General features: G+C 56.1%; 24 protein-coding genes. 17 read left to right on the forward strand and 7 right to left on the reverse strand.

Annotated elements, in window-relative coordinates:
- The first annotated feature begins 10 nt into the window (after positions 1-10).
- The 8 genes from tolB (at position 11) to rpsD (ending at position 10413) form a co-directional block, all read left to right on the forward strand.
- A complete protein-coding gene (gene tolB, locus ACOSDR_RS17210; RefSeq protein WP_420726038.1) occupies positions 11-1336 on the forward strand; it encodes a Tol-Pal system beta propeller repeat protein TolB in 1326 nt (441 codons plus the stop codon).
- Between the two features lie 226 nt (positions 1337-1562).
- Positions 1563-2087: a peptidoglycan-associated lipoprotein Pal gene (gene pal, locus ACOSDR_RS17215; protein ID WP_420726039.1), complete on the forward strand. Its 525-nt coding sequence runs from the start codon at positions 1563-1565 to the stop codon at positions 2085-2087.
- Positions 2088-2194: 107 nt separating this feature from the next.
- Positions 2195-3373 carry a tol-pal system protein YbgF gene (gene ybgF, locus ACOSDR_RS17220; protein ID WP_420726040.1) on the forward strand — a complete coding sequence of 393 codons (1179 nt, stop codon included), beginning with the start codon at positions 2195-2197 and terminating at the stop codon, positions 3371-3373.
- A 52-nt stretch (positions 3374-3425) separates the two neighbouring features.
- A complete protein-coding gene (gene tilS / locus ACOSDR_RS17225; RefSeq protein WP_420732013.1) occupies positions 3426-4784 on the forward strand; it encodes a tRNA lysidine(34) synthetase TilS in 1359 nt (452 codons plus the stop codon).
- Positions 4785-4994: 210 nt separating this feature from the next.
- Positions 4995-6917, forward strand: coding sequence for an ATP-dependent zinc metalloprotease FtsH (gene ftsH, locus ACOSDR_RS17230; protein WP_420726042.1), 1923 nt, complete (start codon positions 4995-4997; stop codon positions 6915-6917).
- A gap of 51 nt (positions 6918-6968) precedes the next feature.
- Complete coding sequence (locus ACOSDR_RS17235) at positions 6969-8168, forward strand: DUF3095 domain-containing protein (RefSeq protein WP_420726043.1); 1200 nt, start codon at positions 6969-6971, stop codon at positions 8166-8168.
- A gap of 76 nt (positions 8169-8244) precedes the next feature.
- The gene (gene glmM, locus ACOSDR_RS17240; protein WP_420732014.1) at positions 8245-9582 is read left to right on the forward strand and encodes a phosphoglucosamine mutase; all 1338 of its coding nucleotides are present in this window, start codon (positions 8245-8247) and stop codon (positions 9580-9582) included.
- Between the two features lie 216 nt (positions 9583-9798).
- Positions 9799-10413 carry a 30S ribosomal protein S4 gene (rpsD, locus tag ACOSDR_RS17245; protein WP_420726045.1) on the forward strand — a complete coding sequence of 205 codons (615 nt, stop codon included), beginning with the start codon at positions 9799-9801 and terminating at the stop codon, positions 10411-10413.
- An 83-nt stretch (positions 10414-10496) separates the two neighbouring features.
- On the opposite strand, the gene ACOSDR_RS17250 is transcribed toward rpsD, so the two are convergent.
- From ACOSDR_RS17250 to rpmE, 4 genes are all read right to left on the reverse strand, one after another.
- Positions 10497-11804: an MFS transporter gene (locus ACOSDR_RS17250; RefSeq protein ID WP_420726046.1), complete on the reverse strand. Its 1308-nt coding sequence runs from the start codon at positions 11802-11804 to the stop codon at positions 10497-10499.
- Between the two features lie 1315 nt (positions 11805-13119).
- A complete protein-coding gene (locus ACOSDR_RS17255) occupies positions 13120-13737 on the reverse strand; it encodes a glutathione S-transferase family protein (RefSeq protein ID WP_420732015.1) in 618 nt (205 codons plus the stop codon).
- 176 nt (positions 13738-13913) lie between these two features.
- Positions 13914-14378 carry an Hsp20 family protein gene (locus ACOSDR_RS17260; protein WP_420726048.1) on the reverse strand — a complete coding sequence of 155 codons (465 nt, stop codon included), beginning with the start codon at positions 14376-14378 and terminating at the stop codon, positions 13914-13916.
- Positions 14379-14618: 240 nt separating this feature from the next.
- Entirely contained in the window at positions 14619-14843 is a 225-nt protein-coding gene (rpmE, locus tag ACOSDR_RS17265) for a 50S ribosomal protein L31 (protein ID WP_420726049.1), read from the reverse strand.
- Positions 14844-15052: 209 nt separating this feature from the next.
- Between rpmE and ACOSDR_RS17270 the strand changes: the two genes are divergently transcribed.
- Positions 15053-15322 carry a hypothetical protein gene (locus ACOSDR_RS17270; RefSeq protein WP_420726050.1) on the forward strand — a complete coding sequence of 90 codons (270 nt, stop codon included), beginning with the start codon at positions 15053-15055 and terminating at the stop codon, positions 15320-15322.
- Between the two features lie 66 nt (positions 15323-15388).
- Here the strand turns inward: ACOSDR_RS17270 and ACOSDR_RS17275 are convergent, their stop codons facing one another.
- Entirely contained in the window at positions 15389-16750 is a 1362-nt protein-coding gene (locus ACOSDR_RS17275) for a glutamine synthetase family protein (RefSeq protein WP_420726051.1), read from the reverse strand.
- Positions 16751-16965: 215 nt separating this feature from the next.
- Between ACOSDR_RS17275 and ACOSDR_RS17280 the strand changes: the two genes are divergently transcribed.
- From ACOSDR_RS17280 to ACOSDR_RS17290, 3 genes are read left to right on the forward strand one after another with little or no spacing between them, the layout of a single operon-like run.
- The gene (locus ACOSDR_RS17280; RefSeq protein ID WP_420726052.1) at positions 16966-18351 is read left to right on the forward strand and encodes a glutamine synthetase family protein; all 1386 of its coding nucleotides are present in this window, start codon (positions 16966-16968) and stop codon (positions 18349-18351) included.
- Between the two features lie 17 nt (positions 18352-18368).
- Positions 18369-19646 (forward strand): NAD(P)/FAD-dependent oxidoreductase, encoded by a 1278-nt coding sequence (locus ACOSDR_RS17285; protein ID WP_420732016.1) that lies wholly within the window; start codon positions 18369-18371, stop codon positions 19644-19646.
- Positions 19647-19706: 60 nt separating this feature from the next.
- Positions 19707-20063: a PilZ domain-containing protein gene (locus ACOSDR_RS17290; RefSeq protein WP_420726054.1), complete on the forward strand. Its 357-nt coding sequence runs from the start codon at positions 19707-19709 to the stop codon at positions 20061-20063.
- Positions 20064-20085: 22 nt separating this feature from the next.
- Here the strand turns inward: ACOSDR_RS17290 and ACOSDR_RS17295 are convergent, their stop codons facing one another.
- Positions 20086-20712 carry a LysE family translocator gene (locus ACOSDR_RS17295; RefSeq protein WP_420732017.1) on the reverse strand — a complete coding sequence of 209 codons (627 nt, stop codon included), beginning with the start codon at positions 20710-20712 and terminating at the stop codon, positions 20086-20088.
- Positions 20713-20784: 72 nt separating this feature from the next.
- Positions 20785-21912 (reverse strand): alanine dehydrogenase, encoded by a 1128-nt coding sequence (gene ald, locus ACOSDR_RS17300; protein ID WP_420732018.1) that lies wholly within the window; start codon positions 21910-21912, stop codon positions 20785-20787.
- A 182-nt stretch (positions 21913-22094) separates the two neighbouring features.
- On the opposite strand from ald, the gene ACOSDR_RS17305 reads away from it, so the two are divergent.
- The 5 genes from ACOSDR_RS17305 to ACOSDR_RS17325 all read left to right on the forward strand — a co-directional run bounded on the left by ACOSDR_RS17305 (position 22095) and on the right by ACOSDR_RS17325 (position 26261).
- A complete protein-coding gene (locus ACOSDR_RS17305) occupies positions 22095-22565 on the forward strand; it encodes an Lrp/AsnC family transcriptional regulator (protein WP_420732019.1) in 471 nt (156 codons plus the stop codon).
- Between the two features lie 178 nt (positions 22566-22743).
- The gene (locus tag ACOSDR_RS17310) at positions 22744-23676 is read left to right on the forward strand and encodes a dihydrodipicolinate synthase family protein (protein ID WP_420732020.1); all 933 of its coding nucleotides are present in this window, start codon (positions 22744-22746) and stop codon (positions 23674-23676) included.
- Positions 23677-23679: 3 nt separating this feature from the next.
- Positions 23680-24144: a GAF domain-containing protein gene (locus tag ACOSDR_RS17315; protein WP_420732021.1), complete on the forward strand. Its 465-nt coding sequence runs from the start codon at positions 23680-23682 to the stop codon at positions 24142-24144.
- A 254-nt stretch (positions 24145-24398) separates the two neighbouring features.
- Complete coding sequence (gene cysS, locus ACOSDR_RS17320) at positions 24399-25844, forward strand: cysteine--tRNA ligase (RefSeq protein WP_420732022.1); 1446 nt, start codon at positions 24399-24401, stop codon at positions 25842-25844.
- A 111-nt stretch (positions 25845-25955) separates the two neighbouring features.
- A complete protein-coding gene (locus ACOSDR_RS17325; protein ID WP_420732023.1) occupies positions 25956-26261 on the forward strand; it encodes a GIY-YIG nuclease family protein in 306 nt (101 codons plus the stop codon).
- The last annotated feature ends 716 nt before the right edge of the window (positions 26262-26977 follow it).

Genomic DNA, 26977 nt, shown 5'->3' on the forward strand with positions numbered 1-26977 from the left:
GAGGCTTAAGATGAAACGCGTTATCGCATTTTCGACGATCCTGTTGCTCTGTGTTGTAACCCTTGGTGCGGCGTCTCCGGGCGCCCGGGCTGAGGTTCGCATCGACATTACACGGGGCAATGTTGAGCCTTTGCCCATTGCCATTCCTGAATTCTTTGGTCTCAGCGCCGCTGAATCAGAATTGGGCCGAAATATTGCCGATGTGATTCAGAATGACCTGGTAAATTCCGGGCTTTTCCGCGCTGTGGATCGCGCGGCATTCAATCAGGATTCTCAAAGCCTGGCTGTGCGCCCCCGGTTTGAATCCTGGCGCAAGATTGACGCCCAGGCCCTGGTCAGCGGTAAGATTTCCGTTGAACAGGATGGCCGTGTCACGGTGGAATTCCGGTTATGGGACGTCTTTGCGGCAGAACATATGCTGGGGCGTCGCTATTCTGCGGATTCAAATACCTGGCGCCGTGTTGCCCATGTGGTTGCGGACGCGATCTATAAGCGGATTACCGGGGAAGATGGGTACTTTGACAGCCAGATCGTCTATGTCGCCAAAAGCGGGCCAAAGGACAATCGGACGTACCGATTGGCGATCATGGATCAGGACAGCGCCAACCATCGCTATCTGACCGATGGCAGCAGCATTGTTGAAAAGCCCCGGTTTTCGCCTGCGCGTAAGGAAATCGTTTATCTGGATTTCTTTAACAACATGCGCCGTGTGTATTTATTCAATCTGGAAACAGCCCGTCGCGAACTTTTGGGCTCTTTCGATGGCATGACATTTTCGCCGCGTTTCTCGCCCGATGGAAACCGGGTCGTGATGACGTTCGAACAGAACGGAAATTCTGAGATTTATTCGATGGATCTGCGGACAAGGCAATCATCCCGCTTGACCAATGAACCAGGGATCGACACCTCTCCCAGCTATTCTCCCGATGGCTCGCGGGTGGTTTTTGAATCGGATCGTGGTGGTGTGCAACAGATTTATGTGATGAATGCAGACGGGTCTGACGTCCAGCGTATCAGTTTCGGGGATGGTCACTATGCGACACCGGTATGGTCGCCACGCGGCGATTTGATCGCCTTTACGAAAATCTATAAGGGAGAGTTCTATATCGGCGTCATGCGACCCGATGGAACCGGCGAGCGCCTGTTGGTCAATGGCTATCACAATGAGGGTCCAACCTGGTCCCCGAATGGCCGTGTTCTGATGTTTTATCGCGAGACGCGTGGGGACAAGGGTGAATCCTATCTCTATTCCATCGACATAACCGGCTATAACGAAAGACGAATTCCAACTCCAGGCTACGCCGCTGATCCGGCGTGGTCCCCCCTTAATCGGTAAAGTTGGGGCTGTGATATCGCATATCTGCCACTACTCGGGTCAAATAATTGATAAATATTGAGGTAGATGTCCCGTATCGGCGCAGATTCAGTTGAAAAGCGTGTAAAGGCATGTTTATTATTGCACCGCCGAAGGATTAGGGTGGTTCGCATCCTCGTCCCGCGTCGGAGTGACACGAGATTTACACGTCGCCCTATTTTGAGGCGACTGCGTAGGGGGTACCTCAATGCGCTTACAAGTTATTGCCTTGCTGGCAGCCGTTGCCTTGGTGTCGGCATGCTCTTCATCCGGCGACGAAGCTGCGATGACCGAGAACACTGGAACACAAACACAGGCCGTCGCGCCACCACCTCCTCCTCCGGCACCTGCTGGTCCGGTTGCAGGTTCTATTGAGCAGTTCATGCAGGTTGCTGGCGACCGCGTGTTCTTCGCAACAGACCGCTCGGATCTTTCTGATCAAGCACAGGCAGCTTTGGATGCACAGGCCAAATGGCTTGCCGCGTTCCCGGCTGTGGTCGTGACGATCGAAGGTCATGCTGATGAGCGTGGGACGGATGATTACAACTTGGCTCTGAGCGCACGCCGCGCTGCTGCTGCCCGCGATTATTTGATCGCAAAGGGTGTTTCAGCCAGCCGCATTCAGACCTTGGCGTTTGGCGAAAGCCGCCCGGTTGCTACCGGTTCGAATGAGGCCGCTTGGGCTCAGAACCGCCGTGCAGTGACTGTTTTGACGGGTGGCTATAACAGCTAACCCATCGCGTAGAAGTGTTTTAGGCGGTCGTCTGGAAATCCCTGACGGCCGCCTATTTTTTTGGTGCTGCCAAAATTTTGCCACGATGTAAGCGCAAGAGTTAGATCATGAAAAAGACAAATCTTCGTATTCTGCCGTTGTCCGTAACCCGTCAGGCGCTGGCCGTTGTTGTGGGCCTTGTTCTGGCTGTTGCTGGCTTGGCCTCCGTGCCGGCTCAGGCCCAGGATGTCGCGCGTGAATTGCAGAACCTGAAGCGGGATTTGGCGACACTTCAGCGCTATGTCTACAATGGCAAGTCCGGGCCGGTTCCGACACTCAGCGAGGATACCGCGTCCAGTGCGGGGGCGGGTTTGCCCTCTGACGCAGCGGCGCAGATCCAGATCAAGCTACAGGAAATGGAGCGGCAGTTGCGCGTATCCACCGGCAAGCTGGAGGAAACCGAGTTTAAACTGCGCCAATTGGATCAGCGTCTTGATACCGCCCTGGCGGATATCGACTATCGCCTTACAAAGCTGGAAGGGGGCAATCCCAATGCACCCCAACAGACCGGTTCCTTGAGCGGCAATGCGGCTGCGTCGTCAAATCAACCGCAACAAATTATTCCCGTACCGGGGCAGTCATCGACAACCGTAATCTCTTCGGAAGGGTCACAAGGCCCCGGCTCGACCTCTGGAAACGCGACTGCGGGCAAACCAGGCACATTGGGCACATTGATTGTAGACGGGCAGGGTAATGTGATCGGGGGGCAAGCCTCTGCCTCCGCGACCCAAGGGTCCAGCCCGATGTCTGCATCGGGATCCAACACAACAACGCCCAGTGTCCCGCAAGCCGCCCCCAGTTCCGGGCCGGTTGCGGGCAGCGATCTTTCCACCGTCAGCCAGGCGGATACCGCGTCGCTGCCAACGGAACCGCAAGCCCTGTATGATTACAGCCTGGGTCTGATGCGGCAGGGAGATTATGCGGGGGCGGAGTCTGCGCTGAAGGTCTTCCTGGACAAACATTCGGACTCACCGCTGGTCAGTTCCGCGATTTATTGGTTGGGCGAAACCTATTACGTGCGCGATAACTATCGTGATGCAGCCTTTTCCTTTGTGGATGTCTATTCCAAACACCCAAAAAGCAACAAAGCGCCCGACAGCTTGTTGAAACTGGGTATGTCCCTGTTTGCCCTGGGCAATAAGTCTGAAGCCTGCACCGCCTTCCAGACCTTGAAGTCTGATTATCCGGATGCGCGGCGCGCAGTTCTGAAACTGGCGGAAGACCGTTCCGCGCAATATGGGTGCTGATCCAGGATTACTGGAACAGCAGCAGACAGGTTTGCTGCGGGGAAGGATCCCGATGCCTGTAACACCGATGACAAATCAAGAATTTTCGAATCAATTGATCAGTTTGGCCTATCCGGGAACAGCACCGCCGCTGGTGGCCTGCTCGGGCGGGCCAGACAGCATCGCGCTGGTTTTTCTGGCGGATCAATGGGCTCAGACTCAGGGGATGCGCGCCCGGGCAGTCTGTGTCGATCATGGCTTACGGGCTGAGGCTGGCGCGGAAGCGCAGGGGGTTGCGCGCGCCCTGAACGAATATGGTGTTGTAACCACTGTCTTACGTCATGAAGGACGCAAACCGGTTCGCGATATTCAGGCGGCGGCGCGGCAGATTCGGTTTCGGTTGCTGACCGATTGGGTTCAGGCGAGCGACCAGGCATACAAGCATATTTTTCTGGCGCATCATCAGGATGATCAGGCGGAAACGGTCCTGTTGCGATTGGCGCGGGGCAGCGGCGTTGATGGGCTTGCGGCGATGGCACCGGTAACTCAGCGCGATGGCATGACATTGCTGCGTCCGCTGTTGTCCTTTCCCAAGGCACGATTGCTGGCGACCGCACAGGCATCGGGCCTGCCCATCGTGACAGATCCATCCAATGGCGATCGGGCGTTCGCCCGTGTTCGAATGCGCCAAATGCAGGAAAGTCTGGCTGCGGAAGGTCTGACGCCTGAGCGATTGGGAAAAACGGCGGAGCGTATGGCCAGGGCAGGCGCGGCGCTGACCGAGGCCCGGGATCGGTTTTTGAACGATCATGTGGTCTGTGATCCTGCGGGATTCGCGACATGCAATGCGGCAACCTTATGCGACCTTCCCGAAGAGATTGCCTTGCGCTGTCTGTCCCATAAGCTGCGCATTCTGGGGGGCAATGACTATCCACCCCGGGAAGAACATGTCATTGCCCTGCACCGCGCATTGGCTCAGGACCCCATGGCTTTGACGGGGTTGCAAGGGGGGCGCACCGTCTCTGGCGTCCGGATTATGCCATGGCGAGACCATGTGCTGTTTTGTCGTGAATCTGCGGGCATGACTGGTGATCGGGCAATTGCCAACCGGACTTTGTGGGATAATCGCTACGACTGCCGGTTCGCGCCGCAGGCTGTTGCCGACCCTGGTTTCACCATTGGTCCGCTTGGGCGGGATGGTCTGGCCTGGGCGCGGGAGCGTGCGCCACAGGCTTTGGCGGCCTTGCCCGGCGCCGTCCGGGTGACCCTGCCGGCGCTTCGGCATAGCGCAGACCTGGCCGCCATTCCCCATCTGGGGCTGACGACAGGTGAGTCTGCGCCCCAAGACTATCCCATTGGTACGATTGGCTATCGGTCGGTATCGCCGGCCTGGGGTGAGGCATTTAGGCAGCGGTTCAGCTTTTCACACTGATTGGGCGATTTAGACCGGGCCCGCCCTTTTCAAATGCTGCGTGACGTCCTATGTAACATCACAATGACAATTGAGCGCGTGTCTGGGAGCAACTCTGCTGGACGGAACGGTGTTTTCTCGCTTTAATGAGGAAATACGCGGTGCTCAATCCCGCATTTATGGCAAAAGGGGCCGCTGTTTGGCAGCCTCGACGGAAGGACGACTGCAACCGTGAACTTTTTCGGCAAGAATCTGGCGCTCTGGATTGTCATCATTGTTTTATTGCTGTTCCTGATCAATCAGTTTGATAGCGGACGCAATCAGGTTCAGGCGGAAAGCACCGCATATTCTGAATTCTTGAAGCAGGTCGATTCCGGTTCCGTGCAAAGCGTGCGGATGAATGGTCAGGAAATCACGGGTAAATACACCTCCGGTCAGGATTTTAAAACCTATGCGCCGGATGATCCAAACCTGGTCTCTACGCTGACCAGCCGCGGTGTGCGTGTTGAAGCCATTCCCCCGGATAACAGCATTTCTCTGACTTCGATCCTGTTGAATGCACTGCCAATCCTGCTACTGATCGGGTTCTGGTTCTTCATCTTCCGCCAGATGCAGGGCGGTGGTGGCAAGGCTATGGGCTTTGGTAAGTCCAAGGCGAAGCTGCTGACCGAAAAGCACGGTCGGGTCCTGTTTGAGGACGTCGCCGGTATTGATGAAGCAAAGCAGGAATTGCAGGAAGTTGTCGAGTTCCTGCGCGATCCCCAGAAATTTCAGCGCCTTGGGGGTAAAATTCCTAAAGGCGTGCTGCTGGTCGGTCCTCCCGGCACGGGTAAGACACTGACGGCGCGGGCTGTCGCGGGTGAGGCCAATGTGCCGTTCTTCACCATTTCTGGTTCTGATTTCGTTGAGATGTTCGTCGGCGTTGGCGCCAGCCGCGTCCGGGACATGTTCGAACAGGGCAAGAAAAACGCACCCTGCATCATCTTCATCGATGAAATTGATGCGGTGGGTCGCCATCGTGGTGCCGGCCTGGGTGGCGGTAATGACGAGCGCGAACAGACCCTTAACCAGTTGCTGGTTGAGATGGACGGCTTTGAGGCCAATGAAGGTGTGATCCTGATCGCCGCAACGAACCGTCCAGATGTGTTGGACCCCGCTTTGCTGCGCCCTGGTCGGTTTGACCGTCAGGTTGTGGTCCCGAACCCGGATATTCTGGGTCGGGAGAAGATTCTTAAAGTGCATCTGCGCAAGGTGCCGATGGCACCCGATGTTGATGCTAAGGTTATTGCACGTGGTACGCCCGGTTTCTCTGGTGCTGATCTGGCCAATCTGGTGAACGAGGCGGCCCTGCTGGCCGCGCGTCGCAATCGTCGCGTTGTGTCGATGCAGGAATTGGAAGACGCCAAGGACAAGGTCATGATGGGCTCTGAACGCCGGTCTATGGTGATGTCTGAGGAAGAAAAAACGCTGACGGCCTATCACGAGGCCGGCCATGCCCTGGTTGGCATTCATGTCGCGGGTAATGATCCGCTGCACAAGGTCACCATCATCCCGCGTGGCCGGGCGCTGGGCGTGACGATGAACCTGCCAGAGCGGGACCGCCTGGGCTATAAGAAGCTGGAAATGCATGCCAAGCTGGCCATGATGTATGGCGGGCGCGCGGCAGAAGATATCATCTTCGGCCCGGAAAATGTTACCACCGGGGCGTCCAACGATCTGCAACAGGCAACCGGTCTGGCACGGCGCATGGTCACCGAATTTGGCATGTCGGACAAGCTGGGGCGTCTGCGCTATTCAGATAATCAGGAAGAAGTCTTCCTGGGGCATTCCGTTGCGAAGACCCAGAATATCTCAGAGAAAACCGCTCAACTGATTGACGAAGAAGTGCGTCGCATCTGCGAAGAAGCGGAAACCCTGTGTTACGATGTTCTGCGTAAAAATCAGGATGAATTGCACACGATCGCAAAGGCCCTGTTGGAATATGAAACCCTGTCTGGGGCGGATGTCCACAAGCTGTTGCGCGGCGAGTCGATTGAACGTCCGGAAGATGATGAGCCAAGCCCGAAAAGTGGGGGGCGTGCCTCTGTGCCGACCACGGGTAAACCTCTCTCGCCATCCGCATCTGCGGATCCAGAGCCGGGTCCTGCGGAATAGTTGGAGCCTGATCAATGTGGGTATGGTCCCTACATTGATCTTGGTTTGACCATGCCGAACCAATCTGACGATACATTCTATCCAGACCTACCATATTTCGAAGAATTTGGCGCCTTCACGGACGAGACATTGTTTCGATCCGTGCCGGAGGATTGGCATGTCATCATTGCCGATATTCGGAATTCAACCCGTGCCGTGGCGGAAGGTCGCTATAAGCATGTCAATATTGTTGGCACGGCTTGTATAACGGCATCTTTGAATGCGGTTCGGAAAGCTGCGGGCGAGACCACGGAAATTCCCTATAGTTTCGGTGGGGATGGCGCGACCCTCCTGGTACCGGATATCTTGCTTTCTTGCGTGCGCAAGGCGCTGATGGCTTCCGCCTTGATGGCACAAAGGGAGTTTGGCTTTGATTTGCGCATCGGGTCTGTTTCCGTAAAGGAAATTCGTGCCCAGGGCCGCGATGTCACTGTGTCCAAACTGCGTCTCAGCCCGGGCAATGAACTGGCCTTGTTTGGCGGCGGCGGCATTTTTTTGGCTGATTCTCTGATCAAAAGTGATGATCTTGGAGAAAACGGGTATCTCTTTGTGTCCGATGGAGATGAGGGGGAAGCAGATATGACAGGATTGTCCTGTCGTTGGGAGCCCCTGAAATCCCGCAATGGACAGGTATTAAGCCTGATGCTTTATGCGACTTCCGAAAGCGGGGCGCAGCGCCGAAAGATATATGATCGGGTTTTGGCGAAAATAAGTGAAATTCTGGGGGGGGATTTGAAATCCGCCAGCCCGGTGACTGCAGATACAATGCGGTTCAAATGGATTCCGCAAGGTCTGCGGATGGAGGCCCAATTGACCCGGGGGGCCCAATCCTTTGCCCGTCGTTTGATGTTTCTGCTGTATCAGAGCTTTATTCAATACATTCTGGAACGGTGTAATCTGGCGGTCGGCGATTATAATGCGCCGACCTATCGTGAGGAAGTACGGGCAAATTCCGACTATCGGCGGTTTGACGATGTCCTGCGATTTGTTTTGGACTGTAGCCAGACGCAGATACAGGCGATTGAGGATCTGCTGACGAAGGAACGTCAGGCCGGCGCCATCGCCTATGGCCTGCATAAATCAGACACCGCTCTGATGACCTGCCTGGTGTTCAACCTGGAACAGAGCGAACATCTGCATTTCATCGATGGCGGCGATGGCGGCTTCACAAAAGCCAGCGTCCAATTCAAACAGCAGTTGAAGGCGGGATAGGGCCGTCAGCCGCAATCCTTGTCTATTGGGCGACTCCGCCGCATAAATACGGACATTCTTTTATATGCGAGGGACTATGACGCGGCGTTATTTTGGCACGGATGGGATTCGCGGAACCGCCAATCAGGCCCCGATTGAGGTCGATACCGTTCTGCGCCTTGCCCTGGCTGCAGGAGCTCATTTTCATCGTGGCGGGCATCGCCACCGGGTGGTGATCGGTAAGGATACGCGCCTGTCTGGCTATATGCTGGAAAGCGCGCTGGTTGCCGGGTTTAGTGCCATGGGCATGGATGTCATGCTGTTCGGGCCACTACCAACACCGGCCGTGGCGATGCTGACACGCTCCATGCGGGCCGATGTCGGGGTGATGATCTCCGCCTCTCACAATCCCTATCGCGATAATGGCATCAAACTGTTCGGGCCGGACGGATACAAGCTGTCGGATGAGACCGAACTGGAAATAGAGCGTCTGATGGATGAGGGCGTGTCTGAGCGTGCGGCACCGGAAGACATTGGCCGTGCAACCCGGATCGATGATGCGCCGGGCCGCTATATCGAGGCGGTGAAGCGCACCTTCCCGGAAGATTTGAGCCTGGAATCCCTGAAGATCGTGGTCGATTGCGCCCATGGTGCTGCCTATAAGGTTGCCCCCATCGTGCTGCGTGAATTGGGGGCGACGGTTGTGCCCATCGCGGTTGCCCCCAATGGCAAGAATATCAATGCCTTCTGTGGTGCCACCGATCCGGCCGCCATGTGCGAGGCCGTCAGCGCCCATGGGGCCGATATCGGTCTGGCGCTGGATGGCGATGCCGACCGCCTGATCGTCTGTGATGAGACAGGGTATGTTGTCGATGGCGACCAGTTGATGGCGCTGATTGCCAATTCCTGGGCCAAGGCGGGTCATCTGCGGGGCGATGTTGTCGCGACGGTCATGTCCAATCTGGGGATGGAGCGGTATCTGGCCGATCAGGGAATCGGGCTGGTTCGCACCAAGGTTGGGGATCGCTATGTCGTCGATGCGATGCGCAATCGGGGCTGTAACCTGGGCGGGGAACAGTCCGGCCATATCGTCATGAGCGATTATGCGACCACCGGCGATGGTCTTATCGCCGCGCTGCAGGTGCTGGCCGTCGCTGTGCGTGACGGTGCGCCCATGAGCCAGGTTGGCAAGGTCTTTACCCCTGTTCCCCAACGTCTGCACAATGTCCGCTATTCCGGTGGAAAACCGTTGGAATCGGCTGCAGTGAAGAAGGCGATTGCCTTAGGGGAGGCGCAATTGAACGGGTCTGGCCGTCTGGTAATCCGCCCGTCTGGCACAGAACCGGTGATCCGTGTGATGGCGGAAGCCGATGATCCGGGCCTGATCGACAGTGTGATTGCTCATATTTCTGACGCGATCGAGGCGGCCGCCTAGAGAAATCTGTCCTGGGGTTTGCCCTGGGGTTTGACAGGGCGTCATAAATCCTTATAAGTCCGCTCGCTTTCTGGGAATGTGGATGGCCCGTGGTGTTGGAACAAAGTTTCCGCACATGGACGATCCCGCCACCCGACTGAGGCTTTTGGGCATCAGGCCGGGATGGACTACCGGAACAATTTGGAACAACACCGTGAACCAACGGGAGAGTAAATTATGTCTAAGCGTATTAATGCGAAACACAAGATTGACCGACGCCTTGGCGTCAACCTCTGGGGTCGCCCCAAGAGCCCGTTCAACAAGCGCGAGACCCCTCCGGGTCAGCACGGCCAGCGCCGCCGCAAGCCCTCTGATTTCGGTATCCAGTTGATGGCGAAACAGAAGCTGAAAGGCTATTACGGCAATATCGGCGAGAAGCGCTTCCGGAAATATTACGAAGAAGCCCAGCGTGTGAAAGGCGACACCGGTGAAAACCTGGTGGGTCTGTTGGAACACCGCCTGGATGCCATCGTCTATCGCGCGAAATTCGTACCCACCGTATTTGCCGCGCGTCAGTTCGTCAGCCATGGCCACGTTCTGGTCAACGGTCGCCGCATGACGGTTTCTTCCTATACCGTGAAGATTGGCGACAAGATCGAAGTCCGCCAGAAATCCCGCGAAATGCCGCTGGTCCTGGAAGCCATTCAGAGCGCCGAGCGTGACATTCCAGAATATCTGGAAGTCGACCACAACAAACTGACTGCCAACATCATCCGCACGCCGAAACTGGAAGAAATTCCCTATCCGGCGAAGATGGAACCAAACCTGGTCGTCGAGTTCTACTCACGTTAACCCGCGTTTGGACTGCAAGATTTCAGAAAGGCCCTGCCAACTGGCGGGGCCTTTTTCTGTATGTCTTGAGTGGTCCTAGTGAGTTACTTCCCGCTGGGCTTATAGTGCGGGATCTCTTCGCCGTCCGCCTCATCATCGTGGCCGAAGACGGCTTCCAGGCTTTCTTCGATCTCCGGCCCGGCGGAGCGGGGGTTTAGCTGGGAGATTGCGACAGAGCTGGCCGGGACGTTGACATAGGCACCGGTCGGCGCGGGAGCACTGCGCTGGGTCATGCGATAGATCGCAAAGCCTACGAAAATGCCGTTGAACAGGATGGTGTGATACAGCAATCCGTCCGGCCCCAGCCATTCCATCGCCGTACTGCCCGTCAGGGGGCCCAATGTCATGCCAAAGGCGAAAGACAGCATCAGGGTCGCACACAGCGGCACCATCTGCTTCTGCTCCACAAAGTCTCCCGCATGGGCGACGATGATGGGATAGATCGAAAAGCCCAGCCCCCCGATCAACAGCACAAAGAAGGCGTATCCCCACAGCGGAAGAGCGGGCAGGGCAATCAATACGGCAGAGACCACCGCCATGGTGGCGATGCCGAAAATCATCACCAGCCGTCGGTCAATCCGATCCGACGTCCATCCCAAGGGCCATTGCAGGAACAGCGCACCGAATTGCAGCACGGAACTTAAGACAACGGCCCCGTTGACATCCAGGCCTTCCGCCAGGCCATACAGGCCGATCAGGTTCCCAAGGGCGCTGTTGGATGTGGCGATACACAGACAGCCGACAATCGCCAGGGGGGTCTTCCTGTAGACCTGCACGATCCCCATACGATCATCACTGGGCGGTGTCGGGTTGCCACCATGACGCAGGGCGACCGGTAACAGTGATAACGAGAAGAAGGCACTGACCAGCATGAAATGCCAATTGCCCGAAATGGTGGCGACGGTCAGCATTAAAGGACCGCCAGCCTGGGCGACCTTGTAACAGATCATATAGACGCTCATCACCCGCCCGCGCACGGATCGATCCGTCTCCCCCGATATCCAGCTATCCGACGTGGTCAGCAAGCCGGCGTAACAGATGCCAGACAGCAGGCGTGCACCGGTCCACAGATACAGGTCTGTGTCGATTGCCAGGGCCAGGGTCAGCGTGGACAGGACGGTTGCCAGGGCTGAAAAGGCACGGATATGACCGATCCGGCGGATTAAGGTGGGGGCCAGGATACAGCCCAACAGGAAACCGCCTGAAAACCCGGCAGACATGACCCCGATTTCAGAGGAAGAGAAACCAGCCTCCTGCATGCGCAACGGCAGCAGGGCGCTTAATAATCCCATTCCGCATTGCAGCAGAACAACGGCATTGATGATCGCGCCTACGGCGAGGATCGGGCTCATATGACCAACGGGTTCTGTGACGTCTAAGAACGAATATCTACACTGACGTCTTATTCCTTACCCGGCGTATGGTAAAGCGGACAAAACTGTCCCCTGTGAGACTCTTGTCGGTTTAGGTTCAGCAGGGGCATGTTTCCTCACCCCGGACGTGATCCGGGGTCCAGGGCGGCAGGCGCGATTGGTGCTTGTGGCCCTGGATACCAGCCTGCGCGGGTGTGACGGGGATGGTAAAGATTAACCGCAAAGAGCGCAGAGAAGGCGCGAAGGACGCTGAGGGGGTGGTGCGTTGTGGGGTTGCACGTCTGACCTTCCGCTTCATTCTCATCCTGAGGAGGCGCGATAGCGCCGTCTCGAAGGATGCGCTGTAAGTCCGGTGCTTACAGGAAGGCCACCCTTCGAGACGCTGCGCTCCTCAGGGTGAGGGGGTATTCGGTAATACTACATCGTCACCCCGGACCTGATCCGGGGTCCAGGGCGGCAGGCGCGATTTGTGCGTGTGGCCCTGGATACCCGCCTGTGCGGGTATGACGAGAAGGTAAAGATTAACCGCAGGGCGCGCAGAGAAGGCGCGAGGGACGCTGAGGGGATGGTGCGTTGTGGCGTTCCAGGTCTGACCTTCCGCGCCATTCTCATCCTGAGGAGGCGCGACAGCACCGTCTCGAAGGAGGGGCTGTAAGTCCGGTGCTTACAGGAAGGCCACCCTTCGAGACGCTGCGCTCCTCAGGGTGAGGGGGTATTCGGTAATACTACAGCGTCATCCCGGACCTGATCCGGGGTCCAGGGCGGCAGGTGCGATTGGTGCTTGTGGCTCTGGATACCCGCCTGCGCGGGTGTGACGGGGATGGGAGGCCCCATTCTCATCCTGAGGAGGCGCGGTAGCGCCGTCTCGAAGGAGGGGCTGTAAGGGGGGTGCTTACAGAGGGCTCCCCCTTCGAGACGCTGCGCTCCTCAGGGTGAGTGAGCATTTGTCTGATACTTCGTCAGCCCGGACGTGATCCGGGGTCCAGGGCGGCGGGTGCGACTGGTGCTTGTGGCTCTGGATACCCGCCTGCGCGGGTATGACGGGGATGGGAGGTCCCATTCTCATCCTGAGGAGGCGCGATAGCGCCGTCTCGAAGGATGCGCTGTAAGGGGGGTGCTTCCAGCGGGCACCCCCTTCGAGACGCTGCGCTCCTCAGGGTGAGGGTACATTTTTTGATACATCGTCACCCCGGACGTGGTCCGGGGTCCAGGGCGGCAGGCGCGATTGGTGCGTGTGGCCCTGGATACCCCCCTTGCGCGGGTATGGCGGGTGTGGGCCAGACATTGCGCCTATTTACTCGGTCCATGGCTCCATGGGGATGAAGCCGGGTAGGGCGGCGATGCGGTCGAGCCATAGTTGGATATTGGTGAACTTTGACAGATCAAACCCGCCTTCCTGTGCGACGCTGGTATAGGAATACAGCGCGATATCGGCGATGGAAGGGTTGGATCCAACAAGCCAGTCGGATCTTAGAAGCTGGGTGTCCAGGGCTGCTAAAGCTTCATATCCTTTGACATGTTTCTCTGCCAGTTGAGCCTTTCGCTCTTGTGTCATTTCCAGATGATGACACCAGAATCGTGCCACGGCGACGGTGGGTTCATGCTGATATTGCTCAAACATCATCCAAGCCAGCACCCGCGCGCGTTCCCATCGATCTGTGGGAATAAAACCCGTTCCTTCCGCCAGATACCAAAGAATGGCATTCGATTCCGGCAAGGTCCGATTATCAGCCAATTGTAAGACAGGGATGCGCCCAGCCGGGTTCAACGCCAGAAACTCCGGGGTGCGCGTCTCGCCCTTATGGATGTCTTTGAACACCAGTGTGTAGTCGATATTCAGCAGGCTCAACAACAGTCGAACCTTATGGCCGTTCCCACTTTCGGGATGATCATACAGGGTCAGGCCGTCCATATCGCAGTCTCCCATGGTTGATGGACCGGCAGTTTGCCAAACCCCGTCTATTGGGCAAGCGCGATTTGCGCGGCCTTTGGGCAAGAATTTCTTACGCTGCATACAGACGAAAGCGCATCGGGGCTTTCCCCGATGCGCCTCTGCTCACGTCAACGATTACGCTGTGCGATCAAGCGTTAGGCGGCTTTCTTTTCCAGCGCCTTTTGCTTGGGTTTTGCCGTCGTGGTGATGCTCACCGTGCGCGGCTTTGCTTCTTCCGGCACTTCGCGTTTCAGGGCGATGTGCAGCAGGCCGTGTTCCAGTTTCGCTTCGGCCACTTTGATATGGTCGGCAAGGCTGAAGCGACGCTCAAACGCACGCTCTGCTATGCCGCGATGCAGGAAGTGACGCTCCACGGTTTCATCGCTCTGGGCGATCTTGCCGGTCACGGTCAGCGTGTTTTCCTGAACGGTGATGTCCAGGTCGTCTTCCGAAAAGCCTGCCACGGCCATGGAAATGGCATAGGCGTCGTCGTCCAGCTTTTCGATGTTGTAAGGGGGATAGGTTGGAACCTGTTCGCTGGCCAGGGAATCCATCGTCCGGGCCAGACGGTCAAAACCAACAGTGGTCCGCAACAGCGGGGTCATATCGAATGCACGCATGTCTAAGTCTCCTCAAGTTAGAGCGAGAGTGATGTTAGAACCGCCCCAGATCAGGCGACGGTCCGCTATGCCGTCTTAAGGCTGCGCCTGTTTGTGAACCCCAATCGGGCGTTCGACAGGACTGCCTCTCGACAGGTTAAATTTGGGGTGACGATTTTAGGCGTTCAAGAGGGGGAGGGTTAAAAAAATTGGGGCGACCCGAAGATCGCCCCAATATCGTCTGACCCAAAGAAAACCTGATTAGGATTTCAGGCCGAAATTCGCAAAGCGCTTGTTGAAGCGATCCAACTGACCCGACGCCATCAGCTTGCCGGTACCGCCAGTCCAGGCCGGGTGGCCGGTCGGGTCGATGTCCAGGCGCATTTCGTCGCCTTCCTTGCCCCAGGTAGAGCGCGTCTTATAGGTCGTTCCATCGGTCATGATGACGGTGATGGTGTGGTAGTCTGGATGGATATCCTGTTTCATCGCGCGTAAGCTCCAAAGCCGTTGAGGACGCGCCACGGCGCGAAAACCCTCTGAAAAAAGTTCGTATCAGGCGCGGCTTTTACCCTTCGACTCCCGGCAATGCAAATGATTTCTGTCGAATTGCCCATCGACGCGGTCTGCGGTTCGGCGCTAGACTGTCGTGGGGAGGCGGCAACCGCTTGTCACATTTTGCTAAAGGAGTAGGAGTCATGACGCATTTCCTTGTTTCCGAAGAAAAGCCCGACGGCCATCGGTTGGAAGATTTGCTGCGGATTGTTCGCAAGGATGTTTTGCTCCGATGCACGAAGATCACAGATGATACCCGCCCGGAAGCTCAGCTGGTTCTTTCCAACAATATCAAAGTGCTGGAGCATCTGTCAGAGGCGATCAAACTGGCTGAATCTTCGACACATATCTTAGATAAGGCCTTTGGCCCCAGTCAGGCTTCCCAGGGGGGGCCTCCTCGCATTGGGACCTGATTACAAAATTGCCACCCCCGCAGGGGATTGCGCGGGGGTGGGGTTACTAAAGGGCGGGGGTGATGATCAGACGTTCAGTAACAGGTTTTCGCGTTCCCACGAGCTGATAACCCGTTGATACAAATCGTATTCATGGTTTTTAACGTCCATATAGGCGCGGGCGAAATGCTCGCCAAGGGTTTCTTTCAAAGGCTTTGAGTAGTTCAGCTTTTGCAGGGCATCCCCCTGATGGCGCGGCAGCGCAAAAGCAAAACGATAGGCATCGCCTTCCACCGGATTGGATGGCTCAATCTTCTCCTTAATTCCCAAATATCCGCAGGCCAGGGTCGCCGCCATGGCCAGATAGGGATTTGCATCGGACCCAGCCAGCCGATTTTCGATCCGTCGTGATTCGGGCGAAGAGTCCGGAATGCGCAGGCCGCAGGTGCGGTTGTCATGCCCCCAATGCACATTGATCGGCGCATCGGAATAGCGCGCGATACGGCGATAGCTGTTCACATTGGGTGCCATCAAGGGCATTGCGGCCGGCAGATAGCGCTGGAGCCCCCCAATGTAATGCAGCAGTGTTTTCGAATCTTTTCCGGTCTTTGTGGAGAAGACATTTTTGCCCGTATACATATCGACCAATGACTGGTGGATATGCATGGAGGAACCGGGCTGATTCTGGTGCGGCTTTGCCATGAAGGTCGCGTAGATGTCGTGACGCAGGGCGGCTTGTCGGACCAGGCGTTTGAACAGAAAGACCTGATCCGCCAATTCCAATGGATTGCCGTGATTGAAGTTGATTTCCATCTGCGCGGCCCCAGCCTCATGCGCCATGGTGTCGACATCCAGTTCCGCAGCCTCGCAGAAATCATAAATGTCTTCGACGATGGGATCGAACTCGTTGGCGGCTTCGATACCATAGGCTTGGCGACCAGATTCCTGGCGGCCCGACGCCCCAATGGGGGGTTCCAGGGGATAGTCAGGATCCAGGTTCTTTTTCACAAAATAGAATTCTAACTCCGGCGCAACGATTGGCTGAAGGCCCTTTTTGGCAAAAAGTTCCAGGATATTCTTTAGCACAAAACGCGGTGAGAAACTGACCGGTGAGCCATCCAGATGATAGGCGTCGCAAATCACTTGGGCGACAGGGTCAGGATACCAGGGCACGATGCGAATGGTGTTGTTATCGGGGACCATTGCAATGTCACGATTGGTGTCTGCAACGGCTTCGGTATCCAGCACAAATTCACCGGTGACAGTCTGAATGAAAAGACATTCTGGAACACGCAGGCTGCGGTCTTCCAGGCTTTTCAGAAACTTGTTTGAGGGCAGAATTTTGCCCCGCGCGATGCCGGACATGTCGGGCAGAAGACATTCAACCTCGTCCACATTTCGCGATTTTAGCCATTCACTTAAATTGGTCACGTTAGCCTCACTATCCATACGGATCAGTTTTCTAGAGATTAATAGTTACCACAAAAACACATCCGTCCCTGATTCGGTGTGAATCACACGCCTTACTGGATGAAAAAAGCATGGCGCTGCGATTGTGATCACATTTTTTATGCCTTATACTTCTGGCTATCCGCAAGCGCTAATCAATTCTTATCCACAAGGTTTCACGCGTAACCAAGCGATATATGAAAGCAGATATTAAAATGACCAGTTGGCTCAGCAAACAGGAAGTGGACGCCTTTGTCGAAGCGAATCCCGGCTTGAAAGGGGTCGATATGATCGTGCCGGATATGTGTGGTATCCTGCGCGGCAAACGCATCGGCGTGGAAGCGATCGACAAATTGTATGAGGGTGGGATTGCTCTTCCTGGATCTACTTATCTGCTGGATTCCACCGGGCGCAATTGCGAAACCATTGAATATGGCACACGGGATGGGGACCCCGATTGTAACTGTCTGGGCGTGGCGGGCACGTTGAAACCCGTGCCCTGGGCCAATGCGCCAACCGGACAGGTGATCGCGTCGATGGTCACGCAGGACGGCGATCCGTACTTTGCAGATCCGCGCTACATTCTGGCGCGTGCAGCCCAGCCTTTGGTGGATATGGGGTATACGCCCGTGACCGCTATCGAATTGGAATTTTATCTGTTGGATGGAAAACTGGACGCTAAGGGCTGTCCGGAAATGGCGACATCGCCAACCACGGGCCAGCGTCAGACCACCACTCAGGTCTATGGCATTGATGAATTATATGAATTCGAAGACTTCCTGACCGATGTGGAAGACGCCTGTGTGGCGCAGGATGTGCCGGCCGATACCGCAACGGCAGAATACGGGCCGGGGCAGTATGAAATCAATCTGCACCATGTGGATGATCCGATTAAGGCCTGTGACGATGCTGTATTATTAAAACGCATCATCAAGGGCGTTGCGCGCAAGCATGGTATGATCGCGACCTTCATGGCCAAGCCGTTTTCGGAATTGGCGGGATGTGGCATGCACATCCATATCAGCCTGCTGGACAAGAACGGTAACAACATTTTTGCGGGTCCCATGGATCCTGAAATCGGCCTTCCAGCGTCTAAGGCGTTGCGCCATGCAATCGGGGGACTGGCGAAGACGACGGCTGATGGCATGGCGGTCTTTGCCCCGAATGCAAACTCGTATCGGCGCTTTCAGGCAAATTCCTATGCCCCCATCAATACCGCCTGGGGGGTTGATAATCGCACGGTATCACTGCGCATTCCCCGCGCGGATGCAAAGGGGATGCGGGTGGAACACCGTATTGCCGGGGCAGACGCCAATCCCTATTTGACGATGGCGACCGTTCTGGCAGGTATCCATCACGGGCTGACCAATAAGATCGATCCGGGCCCGATTGAGCGCAACAATGCCTATGACAAGCCGGTAACGGATTTGCCGTTACGCTGGTGGCAGGCGTTGCAGACATTCTCGGAAAGCAAGGTGCTGCCGAAATATCTGGGTGCCCATTACTGTGAAATGTTCGCCGCCGCCCGAAGCTTTGAAAATGATGCGTTTCAGGCGCAAATTCCCCCACTGGATTACGAGTGGTACCTTCGCACTGTTTAATAGTTAGGTCTAAGCACATGGCAAAATTTGACGATACCCGGTCCTATTATCGCGCGACAGCCCATGCCGCGCCATCTCACCCGCAATTAGAGGGGGAGATTAAAGCCGATGTTGCCGTTCTGGGGGCGGGCTATACGGGATTGTCCGCCGCATTGGAACTGGCCGAGGCGGGCTTGTCCGTTGTGATCGTGGAGGCTGAAACCGTCGGCTTTGGCGCATCCGGGCGCAACGGCGGACAGATCTGTACGGCTTATAACAAATCCATGGCGACGATCCGCAACCGGTTTGGCGAAGAAACGGCGCGTGCCGCGTGGGATATCGCCGATGCCGCCCCGAAACTGGTTGGGGAGCGGATCAAGAAATACGGCATCGATTGTGATTTGAAATGGGGATATATGCATGCCGGTGAAAAAGCCAGCCATGTAGAAGATTTAAAAGAAACCCAGGCGGAATGGGACCAGTATGGCTATACCGGGTCCAAACTTCTGGAAGGCGCTGACCTGCGCGATAAAATCGGTTCAGAGCGATACAAGGCCGCGTTGTGGGAGCCTGGCGGCGGACATGTACATCCGCTGAATTACTGTCTGGGATTGGCACAGGCTGCCCTGAAGGCTGGGGTGAAAATCTATGAACACAGCCGCGCTATCCGTTTGGATACGGACGATAACCCGGCCATTCACACAGAAAAGGGCGTTGTTCGCGCCGATTACATGGTCCTGGCAGGAAATGCCTATCTGCGCGAAACACAGCCCTATCTGTTTCGACGCCTGATGCCGGTGGGCAGTTACATCATCGCAACGGAACCTTTGGGGGAAAATCGCGCGAAGGGCCTGATTTCGGGCGATGAAGCCGTCACCAATTGCAGCTTTATCGTCGATTATTTTCGATTGAGCGGTGACAAGCGTATGCTGTTTGGCGGGCGCGCGACCTATTCGGGGCTTGAGCCCAATGACCTGGGGGGATTTGTCCGCCCGCGTATGCTGCATGTCTTTCCGCAGTTGGAAGATGTTAAGATCGAGCATGTCTGGGGCGGCTATATTGGGATTACCGTAGACCGGATGCCGCATGTTGGTCGCATTGGGTCGCGCACCTATTTCAGTCAGGGATATTCCGGACACGGGCTGGCATTGAGCAATATGTGTGGCAAGATATTGGCGCAGGCGATCCGTGGTCAGGCGGAACAATTTGATGTCATGAGCAGATTCAAACATCCAATCTTTCCCGGTGGTAAATTCCGCACCCCACTGCTGACATTGGGAATGTTTTGGTATCGCATCAAGGATGCTTTGGCGTAAGGTGTTCCGGCACGATTCCTGCACAGAATTCTTCAGGCAGGAAGATGCAAGGAAACCGTTATGTTCAGCCGATTGATGAGTATCATTAAACCCGGCGATCGCCGTAAGGAGCGGCGTGTCAAAGTGCGCCTGCCTGCTGAATTGGGGGGCATTGGCGGCCGTTTGACTGATTTAAGCCTGGGGGGATTCGGCTTTTATCCGGATGCTGAAGGGCTGGAAATTGGTGATGAACTGATGGCGGTGCTCGCGCCTGATAATCTGCCGGAAATTGAAATCCCCTGTCGAATTGTTGGGGGAGATCAAGAAGGGATGGTTCTGTGTGTTGCCTTCATTAAGGTGAAGCCGGAACATTTTGAACCCCTGCAATCCATCATCATGACGCAAACCGTCGGGCAGGGCGAAAAAACGGCGGAGTAGCGACCTGTCGGCAGTTCAACTTTTAGCCTAGTCTGGTCGTTAGAATCTTCAGACCCGCAGCCCCGAATGCCAGTGCAAATCCAGCTTCAAACCAGCGCCGCATCTTCGTATAGACCGCGACCAGTGCGGGGCGGGAGAAGAGCAGGGCATAGCCATGAAAGATGATCATGCTTTGCAGTCCAACGGCGACGATGATAACGGCCAGAGAACTGGGGGTGGCATTGGCGGGCACACCGATGGCAAACAGTGACCCGAAGAATAATATTGCCTTTGGATTGGTCAGGTGAAGGGCCAAACCCTTCCCGAAGGCCGCACGCTTTGATGTAATCGTCATTGCGGTTGTCTGGGTCTTTGCCCCACGCCAGGCTGAGATTCCGGATTTCGCGGACAGAAACAAAAGATAGCCCGCCCCGAAATATCGCAGCACCTCAAAGGCCCAGGCATTGGCTTGCATGATTGCGCCCAGCCCGGCCGCTGCCATGATGGACCACATCCACGACCCTGCTGTAATGCCAGAGGCAACAGCAAGGCCCAGCCCCCGGCCGGACGCCATAGACGTCCCGGCAATCGCCAGGGTCGCAGGACCTGGACTGCCAGCCGCCAGTAGGGCTGCACCCAGTATCAAAGGCAGGTTTATATCATCCATCATGGCGTCAATCCTGTTGGACGCCCGCCCGGTTCACAACCGCAACTTTTTCACAGGTCTTGTTCAGGTCTATCCTCAGTACGGAATACCCAGCGCTTCTTCGGGCGCAGTGAAGGGCAGATCATGGGCCTCGGCAACCGCCTTATAGGTGATTTGACCCTTATGAACATTCAGACCCTGGCGCAGATGCGTGTCATGGGCCAGGGCACTGCGATAGCCATGATTGGCCAGCGCCAGCGTGAAGGGCAGGGTTGCATTGTTCAGGGCAAAAGTGGATGTCCGCGCCACGGCGCCTGGCATATTAGCCACACAATAATGCACGACACCTTCTTCGATAAAGATCGGGTCGGCATGAGTGGTGGGGCGGGATGTTTCCAGGCAACCGCCCTGATCAATGGCGATATCGACGACGACAGATCCGTCCAGCATGGTTTGCAGCATCGCGCGGGTGATCAATTTTGGTGCAGCCGCGCCGGGCACCAGAACCGCGCCGATGACCAAGTCAGAATCCTGCACGCTGCGTTCAATGGCATCGACGGTTGAATATAAGGTCTTCAGGCCGGTTCCTCGAAACTCATCATCCAGTTGTGTGATGCGGGCAATGTTCCGCTCCAGGATTGTCACCTCTGCCCCCATGCCAAGCGCGACCCGCGCCGCATTGGTTCCAGAAACACCGCCGCCAATGACCAGAACTTTGGCTGGCAGAACGCCCGGCACGCCGCCCATCAGAACACCGCGCCCGCCTTGCGCCTTTTCCAGGCAATGCGCGCCAGCCTGGGCGGCCATGCGCCCGGCGACTTCGCTCATCGGGGCCAAAAGGGGGAGGCCGCCGCGCGGGCTGGTCACGGTTTCATAGGCGATCGCGATACAGCCGGACTCCATCAATCCCTTGGTTTGCGGCAGATCGGGGGCCAGATGCAAATAGGTGAACAGCAATTGATCTTCCCGCAGCATCTTGCATTCGGTGGCTTGGGGTTCTTTGACCTTCACAATCATTTCGGCTGATTTGAAGACGTCCTCTGCGCTGCCAAGGATTTTCGCGCCGGCTGCCTGATAGTCCTTGTCGCTGACCCCGATGCCTTCTCCGGCTTGGGTTTCCACAACGACGTCATGTCCGTTGTGACACAATTCCCGAACCGCAAACGGGACCAGCCCAACGCGAAACTCGTTATTCTTGATTTCCTTTGGCACACCAATGCGCATGATTGTTTCCCCTTCGGTCTTATCGGGATTGTGGCTTATCGGGATTGTGGCAGGTCCCGCTGATTTTGATGCGTGATCCTACGCTTGTTCGATGGAAATGTACTTGCGAACACGTTGGAATTTTACGATGCTTTTGCATAATTTATGCAGAATAATGAATTAAAATGCAGGATTATTCGAGAATGAAGCTGGACGCCGTAGATATCGCCATTCTGGCCGCGATGCAGGAAAATGCCCGTATCACCATTTCCGACCTGGCGGATCGGCTGCATGTCGTTGCCTCAACCTGTCAGCGTCGATTGACCCGGTTAGAGGAGAACGGGGTCATTCAGCAATATACCGCGCTGTTGAATGAAGACGCATTGGGTTATGAAGCGGGCGTGGTGGTGCAGATCGCGCTGGATAGCCAAAGCGAGACTGCATTGAATGCCTTTGAATGCGCCGTGGTGGAAATCCCGGAAGTGGTGGAATGCCATTTGATGGCAGGGGAGTCTGATTATCTGGTGCGGCTTGTCGTGCGCGATATGCGGGATTTCGAGCGGATTCATAAGGCGCATCTGTCCAGGCTGCCGCATGTCACGCGCATTCAGTCCAATATGGCGCTGCGTCGGATTGTCCGCAAATCGCCGCCCCTGCCGAATGCTGTTGAATGACGAATACGGGTCGGAAGGGTGCAGTGGGCATGGGGTCGCATGAATGATAAATTGCGGCGCAAGGCGATGCGCCGGTCACTTTCGGCTGGTGTCTTTAGACAGGATGCTTGATCAAGCCATATGATCGCTGTACCGCTGCGATATCTGTTCATTTTGTTCCTGCCTTTAGGAGTTTGCTATGCCTCGCGGACCGTTTTCTGGTGTTTTATCGCCAACGATTTCCCCTGTTGCTGCAGATGGCAGTGTTGATACCATCCGTTTTCAGGCCTTGTGCAAATGGCAATTGGCCAATGGGCTGGACGGGTTGGCGATTTTTGGCACGACCAGTGAGGCCAACAGCATCGCCTTAAAAGAGCGAATGAAACAGACCGAGGCTTTGGTGAAAGTTGGCGTTCCTGCTGAAAAATTGATGCCGGGAACCGGAACCTGTTCCCTGATGGATACTGTTGCCCTGACCAAACAAGCGGTGGAATTGGGGGCAGGGGGTGTATTGTTGCTGCCCCCGTTTTTCTATCGCGCGGCGACCGATGACGGGCTTTTTGCCTATGTGTCCGAAGTGATCCGTCTGGTCGCCGATGATCGACTGAAAATCTATCTGTATCATATTCCGCCTTTCGCGATGGTGGGCTGGTCGGTGCCGTTGATCCAACGATTGGTTCAGGCATTTCCCAATAGTGTGGTAGGCTTGAAAGATAGCTCCGGTGATTGGAAAAACACCAAGGCGATCCTGGACAATGTGCCTGACTTTGATGTTTTTCCGGGATCGGAACTGTTCCTGTTGGATGGATTCGACAATGGGGCGGCAGGGTGCATCAGTGCGACCGCCAATGTGAATCCGACTGGCATTCGAACCGTGATCGACGCCTATCACGCCGGGGACAAGGACACGCTGGACACCGCAAATGATAAAATGCGCAAGGTTCGCAAAGTCTTTCAGAATCATGGATTGATCACGGGTGTTAAAGCAGCCGTTGCCCATTATTCCCATAACGATATATGGAGCGTTGTCAGGCCGCCATTGGTGGGGTTGGACACAGATGCGACAGGGCGTCTGGTTGCGGATCTGACAGCGGTTGATTTCAGCATCGATTTTCAAGGCAGTTTGGGGTGAATTATGGCTGTTGAAGGGCGTTACAAGGATTTGAATGCACGGGTCCTTGCCATTGCAGATGGGGAAACGGATCTGATCTCATTGATGGCGACGACCGTGTGCGAATTATACCACGCCGATGATCGTTTTGACTGGGTTGGATTCTATCGCAATGTTGGCGATAACATGCTGAAGATCGGTCCCTATCAGGGTGGACATGGCTGTCTGGTGATTCCTTTCTCCAGGGGGGTCTGTGGCGCCTGTGCCACTACAGGGCAGGTTCAGATGGTACCCGATGTAGACGCTTTTCCGGATCATATCGCCTGTGCGTCTTCCACACGGTCTGAATTGGTTCTGCCGGTTTGGAACGCGAAAGGGGAATTGATTGCCGTCTTGGATATCGACAGCGATCAACCCGATGCGTTCGATGTAGAGGATATCGCGTCCCTGGAGACACTGATGCGCGACCTGTTCTCGCGCGCGCAATAGGCTTGGCCTCTTGCAAACCGGTCATTCGGGCGTATAGTGCGTCGCGTCAGGAAATCCAGCGATTGATTGTAATACAATGACCGTCTTTTGCATCATCATCGACATTATTATTTGCGGCTGTCGCATTGCGCGGCGGTCGTCGGTGATGCTGACCTGATTTCTCTTTGAAATGGTGGCAGTGAAACGATAGACCCCGCGGCAGGATCTCCCCTTCCGCGGCACCTCGTCATGACAAAACAGGATTGAAGAACACAATGGATTTAAAGATTTACGATACAAGCCGACGCGCCAAGGTCATTTTCGAGCCTCGTGAAGCGGGCAAGGTTGGCCTGTATGCCTGTGGTCCGACGGTCTATGACCGCATCCATATCGGCAATGCGCGCCCGCTGGTCGTGTTCGATGTCCTGTCCCGGTTACTGCGCACACTCTATCCGACCGTCACCTATGTTCGGAACATCACGGATATCGACGATAAGATCAATGCGCGTGCGAAGGAGCGGGGCATTGATATTCGCGAATTGACGGAAACCACAGTCGCACGCTTTCGGGAGGATTGCGAAGCCCTGAACTGCCTGCCCCCGGATCATGAACCGCGCGCGACAGAGACCATTCCAGAGATGGTTGCGCTGATTGAAAGACTGATCGACCAGGGGCATGCCTATGCGCTGGACGATGGTCATGTGCTGTTCGATGTGCCGTCCTGGGAAGAGTATGGCAAATTTGCCAATAAGGACCGGGATGAACAGATATCGGGCGCCCGCGTAGAGGTTGCCAGTTACAAGCGCGATCCGGCGGACTTCGTACTGTGGAAGCCCAGTGATGGCGATACGCCTGGCTGGCCCAATCCGTGGTGCGAAAAGGGTCGGCCCGGCTGGCACATTGAATGCTCTGCCATGTCGGAAAAGTTCCTGGGCCCCGATTTTGATATTCATGCTGGGGGCATCGACCTGGTTTTCCCCCATCACCAGAACGAAATCGCCCAAAGCTACTGCGCCCATGCGCCAACGGACCGTCAGGACCGCTTTGCGCGCTATTGGATGCACAATGGGTATCTGATGAGTGAGGGCGAGAAAATGTCCAAAAGCCTGGGCAATTTCTACACCGTCGCGGAATTGCTGGAGGAATTTCCAGGGGAGGTCCTGCGCCTTGTCCTGTTGAAGACTCATTACCGCTCCCCCCTCGATTTCTCTAAGGATAAATGCCGGGAGGCTAAGGCGGAACTGGATCGTCTCTATACATTACTGCGCGATACCCAGTCTGAACCGTTCGTCTATATTTCAGACGACGATCCGGAATGGCAGGGATTGGTCGCGGCCCTGTCCGATGATTTGAACACGGCAGAAGCCCTGAAACATTTCTTTGCCAGTGCCCGGCAGCTCAGTGTTGCTGTGCACAAATCCATGAAGCGGGACGCAAAAGCCCATATCGGTGAACGCTCAATCTCTGAAGATCGGGCGCGATTGCTGCAACTGGGCAATGCTCTGGGCCTGCTGGAACAAGATCCGCAAGCCTGGTTCAAGGCCGGCACCCCAACAGACGGCCCGACCGAAGCAGAAATAGAGGTCCAGATCGAGGCCCGAAAGGAAGCCAAGGCCTCAAAGGATTTCGCTAAAGCGGATCAGATCCGGGATGACCTTCAGGCACAGGGCGTCATTCTGGAAGACAAGCCAGGCGGCATCACCGAATGGCGCCGGGCTTGATCAAACAGTGTCATCCCCGCGCAGGCGGGTATCCAGGGGCGGCGGGTGAGGGGAGTGCGTGTTGCTCTGGGCCCCGGATCAGGTCCGGGGTGACGGATGAAGGAGTATAGGATGAAGATTTCTGCGGCACAGGGCGGGTTTGTCTACATCATGGCATCGGACCGGAATGGAACCTTGTATGTCGGCGTAACATCCAATCTGCCGCAGCGTGTAGCGCAACACCGGGAAGAGCTCCTTGATGGTTTCACTAAGAAATATGCTGTTCATTTACTGGTGTATTTTGAAGCGTGTCCAGATATGGAATCCGCAATCCAGCGGGAAAAGGCGTTAAAAAAGTGGCGACGAGAGTGGAAGTTAAAACTGATAGAAGAGAAGAACCCATATTGGAGAGATCTATACAACGATCTGTTTGAATAGTCGGGTTTTTTGCACTCATCCCGTCATACCCGCGAAGGCGGGTATCCAGGGGCGGCGGGTGAGAGGGGTGCGTGTTGCTCTGGACCCCGGATCAGGTCCGGGGTGACAATATTGAGCCCTACCCGCAAAGGCGAGACTTTGAGGGGTGGCGGTGAAAGTACCGCGTCATACCCGCGAAGGCGGGTATCCAGGGCGGTGGGTGAGAGAGGTGCGTGTTGCTCTGGACCCCGGATCAGGTCCGGGGTGACGATGCGGAGCCATACCCGCAAAGGCGAGACTTTGAGGGGTGGCGGTGAAAGTACCGCGTCATACCCGCGAAGGCGGGTATCCAGGGGCGGCGGGTGAGAGGGGTGCGTGTTGCTCTGGACCCCGGATCAAGTCCGGGGTGACGATATTGAGCCCCGCCCGCAAAGGCGAGACTTTGAGGGGTGGCGGTGACAATACTGCGTCATACCCGCGAAGGCGGGTATCCAGGGGCGGCAGGTGAGGGGAGTGCGTGTTGCTCTGGACCCCGGATCAAGTCCGGGGTGACGATACTGAGCCATACCCGCAAAGGCGAGACTTTGAGGGGTGGCGGTGAAAGTACCGCGTCATACCCGCGAAGGCGGGTATCCAGGGGCGGCAGGTGAGGGGAGTGCGTGTTGCTCTGGACCCCGGATCAAGTCCGGGGTGACGATACTGAGCCATACCCGCAAAGGCGAGACTTTGAGGGGTGG

The sequence above is a fragment of the Hwanghaeella sp. 1Z406 genome (genome assembly GCF_048892425.1).
Lineage (GTDB): Bacteria > Pseudomonadota > Alphaproteobacteria > UBA8366 > Aestuariispiraceae > Pacificispira.

What these genes read in the sequence shown, in the direction of transcription:
- tolB (WP_420726038.1), top strand. Translation starts at nt 11, where the DNA reads ATGAAACGCGTTATCGCATTTTCGACGATCCTGTTGCTCTGTGTTGTA.
- pal (WP_420726039.1), top strand. Translation starts at nt 1,563, where the DNA reads ATGCGCTTACAAGTTATTGCCTTGCTGGCAGCCGTTGCCTTGGTGTCG.
- ybgF (WP_420726040.1), top strand. Translation starts at nt 2,195, where the DNA reads ATGAAAAAGACAAATCTTCGTATTCTGCCGTTGTCCGTAACCCGTCAG.
- tilS (WP_420732013.1), top strand. Translation starts at nt 3,426, where the DNA reads ATGCCTGTAACACCGATGACAAATCAAGAATTTTCGAATCAATTGATC.
- ACOSDR_RS17235 (WP_420726043.1), top strand. Translation starts at nt 6,969, where the DNA reads ATGCCGAACCAATCTGACGATACATTCTATCCAGACCTACCATATTTC.
- glmM (WP_420732014.1), top strand. Translation starts at nt 8,245, where the DNA reads ATGACGCGGCGTTATTTTGGCACGGATGGGATTCGCGGAACCGCCAAT.
- rpsD (WP_420726045.1), top strand. Translation starts at nt 9,799, where the DNA reads ATGTCTAAGCGTATTAATGCGAAACACAAGATTGACCGACGCCTTGGC.
- ACOSDR_RS17250 (WP_420726046.1), bottom strand. Translation starts at nt 11,804, where the DNA reads ATGAGCCCGATCCTCGCCGTAGGCGCGATCATCAATGCCGTTGTTCTG.
- ACOSDR_RS17255 (WP_420732015.1), bottom strand. Translation starts at nt 13,737, where the DNA reads ATGGACGGCCTGACCCTGTATGATCATCCCGAAAGTGGGAACGGCCAT.
- ACOSDR_RS17260 (WP_420726048.1), bottom strand. Translation starts at nt 14,378, where the DNA reads ATGCGTGCATTCGATATGACCCCGCTGTTGCGGACCACTGTTGGTTTT.
- rpmE (WP_420726049.1), bottom strand. Translation starts at nt 14,843, where the DNA reads ATGAAACAGGATATCCATCCAGACTACCACACCATCACCGTCATCATG.
- ACOSDR_RS17270 (WP_420726050.1), top strand. Translation starts at nt 15,053, where the DNA reads ATGACGCATTTCCTTGTTTCCGAAGAAAAGCCCGACGGCCATCGGTTG.
- ACOSDR_RS17275 (WP_420726051.1), bottom strand. Translation starts at nt 16,750, where the DNA reads ATGGATAGTGAGGCTAACGTGACCAATTTAAGTGAATGGCTAAAATCG.
- ACOSDR_RS17280 (WP_420726052.1), top strand. Translation starts at nt 16,966, where the DNA reads ATGACCAGTTGGCTCAGCAAACAGGAAGTGGACGCCTTTGTCGAAGCG.
- ACOSDR_RS17285 (WP_420732016.1), top strand. Translation starts at nt 18,369, where the DNA reads ATGGCAAAATTTGACGATACCCGGTCCTATTATCGCGCGACAGCCCAT.
- ACOSDR_RS17290 (WP_420726054.1), top strand. Translation starts at nt 19,707, where the DNA reads ATGTTCAGCCGATTGATGAGTATCATTAAACCCGGCGATCGCCGTAAG.
- ACOSDR_RS17295 (WP_420732017.1), bottom strand. Translation starts at nt 20,712, where the DNA reads ATGATGGATGATATAAACCTGCCTTTGATACTGGGTGCAGCCCTACTG.
- ald (WP_420732018.1), bottom strand. Translation starts at nt 21,912, where the DNA reads ATGCGCATTGGTGTGCCAAAGGAAATCAAGAATAACGAGTTTCGCGTT.
- ACOSDR_RS17305 (WP_420732019.1), top strand. Translation starts at nt 22,095, where the DNA reads ATGAAGCTGGACGCCGTAGATATCGCCATTCTGGCCGCGATGCAGGAA.
- ACOSDR_RS17310 (WP_420732020.1), top strand. Translation starts at nt 22,744, where the DNA reads ATGCCTCGCGGACCGTTTTCTGGTGTTTTATCGCCAACGATTTCCCCT.
- ACOSDR_RS17315 (WP_420732021.1), top strand. Translation starts at nt 23,680, where the DNA reads ATGGCTGTTGAAGGGCGTTACAAGGATTTGAATGCACGGGTCCTTGCC.
- cysS (WP_420732022.1), top strand. Translation starts at nt 24,399, where the DNA reads ATGGATTTAAAGATTTACGATACAAGCCGACGCGCCAAGGTCATTTTC.
- ACOSDR_RS17325 (WP_420732023.1), top strand. Translation starts at nt 25,956, where the DNA reads ATGAAGATTTCTGCGGCACAGGGCGGGTTTGTCTACATCATGGCATCG.